Below are 2,626 nucleotides of genomic sequence, written 5' to 3'. Positions count from 1 at the left end.
CCACTCGCCGTGCTCCAGCATCCAGGTCTTGTGGTGCTCGGCAATGGGGGCGTCGCAGGCCTCGCAGACGTAGGCGGCGGTGTCCGTTGCGCCCTTGTCCCAGCGCAGCTGCTCGAAGCGCAGCCACTGACGGTGGCCGCAGTGCGGACAAGGCACGAAGTAGCGGCGCTGGTCACTGGCCTCGTACTCACGCTCGATGGCGCTGGCGCCCGCGATCGTCGGGGTCGAGACGATGAAGATCTTGCGCCGGGCAAACGTCCGGGTGCGGGCTTCGGCCAGCGAGATCGCATCACCTTCCCCCTCGACGTCCAGCGGATAGCCGTCCACCTCGTCGAGGAAGAGATAGCGCACCGGCATCGAGCGCAGGCCCACCGCGCTGTTGGCCCCGGTCATCACCAGCACGCCGCCGCGGAACTCCTTGGCGAGGATGGTGTTGCCCGAGTCCCGGCTGCGCGCCGGGGCGATCCGCTCGGCGAGCACCGGCGACTCCTCGATCAGCGGGTCGATGCGCTGCTTGGAGGCTCGCTTGGCCATCTCCACCGTCGGCCACACCGCCATCATCGGCCCGGGGGCGTGGTGGATCACGTAGCCGATCCAGTTGCTGCCCATTTCGGTCGCGCCCAGTTGCGCGGCCTTCATGAACACCACCCGCTCGATGGGCGAGGCGGGCGAGAGGCAGTCCATGATCTCGCGCAGGTAAGGCGTGCGGCTCGTGCGCCAGCGCCCCGGCTCGCTCGACGCCTTGCTCGAGAGCACCCGATGCCGGTCGGCCCACTCGGAGACCGTCAGCAGCGGGTCGGGAGTGAGCCCCTCGCGCCAGGCCCGCTCGATGTCGTCGGCGCCGTCGTACTCCATCGTCATCCGTCCACGCGCGGGCGTAGCTCGCCCAGTTCCTGCAAGTGCTCGCGCACGGCCGCATCGAGCGCCACGTGCAGCGCGTGGGCATCGACGTTCAGCCGTGCGGCCATCTGCGCCGAGATGCGCGCCGGCCAGTTCAGCCACGCATCGCGCTCGGTGCGCGCGAGCTTGAACACGTGAGAGACGGCCTGCGCGCGGTCGACGAGCTCCCCCTTGCGCTGCGCCAGCTCCACCTTGTTGAGCTGGGCCTTGAGCACCTCGTTGACCGTGCGCGCCTGCAGCAGCGACGTGCCGCCGGTGGGCAGCGGCGGGGGGACGGGGTCGGAGGTCTCGCGTTCGGGTCGGGCCTGCGGCTTCTTGGTATCGGACTTCTGCGGTTCAGGCGCTCGCCGGGGCTGCAAGGTGTTGCGCGCCCACTGCGCGTCGGCCGCCTCGGGGTCGATCGTGCCGTCAGGCAGCGGCGTGATGCGGCCGGTGTCGATCGCCTTCTTCACGGCCACGTGCGACACGCCGCGGTGGCGCGCGTAGGCGCGAATCGATAGTCCCATCGTCGCCGTCTTCCCACATTGGTTCGTGTCTTCGCAGATTCAGCTTGGCTTTCCTCGGCAACAGCGCGTTCATCACGTCACGCCAACCACCCCGAGAGGAACACGCCATGAACACCCACACCCCTGACCTTCTCGCCACCAAACTCGCCGAAGCTGCGTTGACGGTCCTCGTGCGCAGTTGCCGTCAGGAGGTCGCCGTCGCCAGCCGCGATGACCTGGAGGCCGCCTGCGCGGCGATGCGCGCCAAGGCCCGTCCGGTCATCGACCAGTTGCTCGACGACACACGGGCTGCGCCCTGGGTCGGCGAGATGGCATTCCACGCCGCAGCCCTGGAACTGGCGCAAGCCGGCATCGCGGTGCTGCGCAAGGACTGACTCACAGCGCAAGCCAAGCACGTAGTGCTTGGCTTCTGCCCCGAACAGCGCGTTCATCCAGTAACCCGATCCATCCCTGCGAAGGAGCACGCCCATGACCCCCATCACCCTGACCCCAACCCAGCACGCCATCCTGGCTCACGCCATCGAGCACCACGGCGGCCGTATCGAGTGGTTCCCCGAGCACATCAAAGGCGGCGCGCGCCAGAAGGTGCTGGCAGGCCTGGCCAACCGCGCCCTGATCACGACCGATCGCAGCCACTGGTTCGTCGCCGCCGAGGGCTTTGAGGCTCTGGGTCTGCTGCGTCCGGGCGCGAAGACCCCGAACGCGGGTTCGTTCGAGGCCCGTCTCGATCAGATCATCGCGAATGCGGAAGCAGCGACAACCGCCGCGAGCGATCCCGAACTGGAGGCCGCCGTCACCGCGGCCGAAGCCACGTGGACGCAGGCGAAGGACGATGCGTCGCGCCGCACCCGCGTCCACAGCAAGCAGGCGCAGGTGATCGCGATGCTGCGCCGACCCGAGGGCGCCACGATCCGCCAGATCGTCGAGGCCACCGGCTGGCAGGCGCACACCGTGCGCGGCACCTTGGCCGGGGCGCTGAAGAAGAAGCTGGGCTTGGCCATCGTCTCGGACAAGCCCCCGGGTGGCGAGCGGGTCTACCGCATCATCGGGCAGGATGCGGTCGCCTGATCGAAGGCCACGCCATCCGCCTCGCGGGTGGCCTGCTGGCCCGTCCAGTCCTGCCAGCGCCGCACGATCACGTCCGCATACTTCGGGTCGAGCTCGATCAGCCGCGCCACGCGCCCGGCCTTCTCGGCGGCGATCAAGGTCGTGCCCGAGCC

Annotated in this window: 4 protein-coding genes and 1 pseudogene; 2 read left to right on the top strand and 3 right to left on the bottom strand. The window is 69.3% G+C overall.

The window, feature by feature from the left end:
* Together ACK42S_RS17235 and ACK42S_RS17230 are read right to left on the bottom strand one after the other, a co-directional pair.
* Positions 1–861: phage terminase large subunit family protein (locus ACK42S_RS17235; RefSeq protein ID WP_409710470.1), on the bottom strand; the 861-nt coding region annotated here is incomplete at its 3' end.
* Positions 858–1,406 (bottom strand): elements of external origin, encoded by a 549-nt coding sequence (locus tag ACK42S_RS17230; RefSeq protein WP_409710467.1) that lies wholly within the window; start codon positions 1,404–1,406, stop codon positions 858–860. The genes ACK42S_RS17235 and ACK42S_RS17230, both read right to left, overlap by 4 nt.
* 107 nt (positions 1,407–1,513) lie before the next feature.
* Between ACK42S_RS17230 and ACK42S_RS17225 the strand changes: the two genes are divergently transcribed.
* On the top strand, positions 1,514–1,780 hold the full coding sequence (locus ACK42S_RS17225; protein ID WP_409710464.1) for a hypothetical protein: 267 nt from the start codon (positions 1,514–1,516) through the stop codon (positions 1,778–1,780).
* 94 nt (positions 1,781–1,874) lie between these two features.
* Positions 1,875–2,474 (top strand): DUF3489 domain-containing protein, encoded by a 600-nt coding sequence (locus tag ACK42S_RS17220; RefSeq protein ID WP_409710461.1) that lies wholly within the window; start codon positions 1,875–1,877, stop codon positions 2,472–2,474.
* On the opposite strand, the pseudogene ACK42S_RS17215 reads toward ACK42S_RS17220, so the two are convergent.
* Positions 2,441–2,626, bottom strand: a pseudogene (locus ACK42S_RS17215) (DNA methylase N-4); the annotation flags it as partial. The gene ACK42S_RS17220 and the pseudogene ACK42S_RS17215 overlap by 34 nt on opposite strands.

Source organism: Caldimonas sp., assembly GCF_046289365.1.
GTDB lineage: Bacteria > Pseudomonadota > Gammaproteobacteria > Burkholderiales > Burkholderiaceae_C > Caldimonas.
The sequence above is the reverse complement of the archived record's forward strand: the minus strand, read 5'-3'. Positions and strand labels throughout refer to the sequence as shown.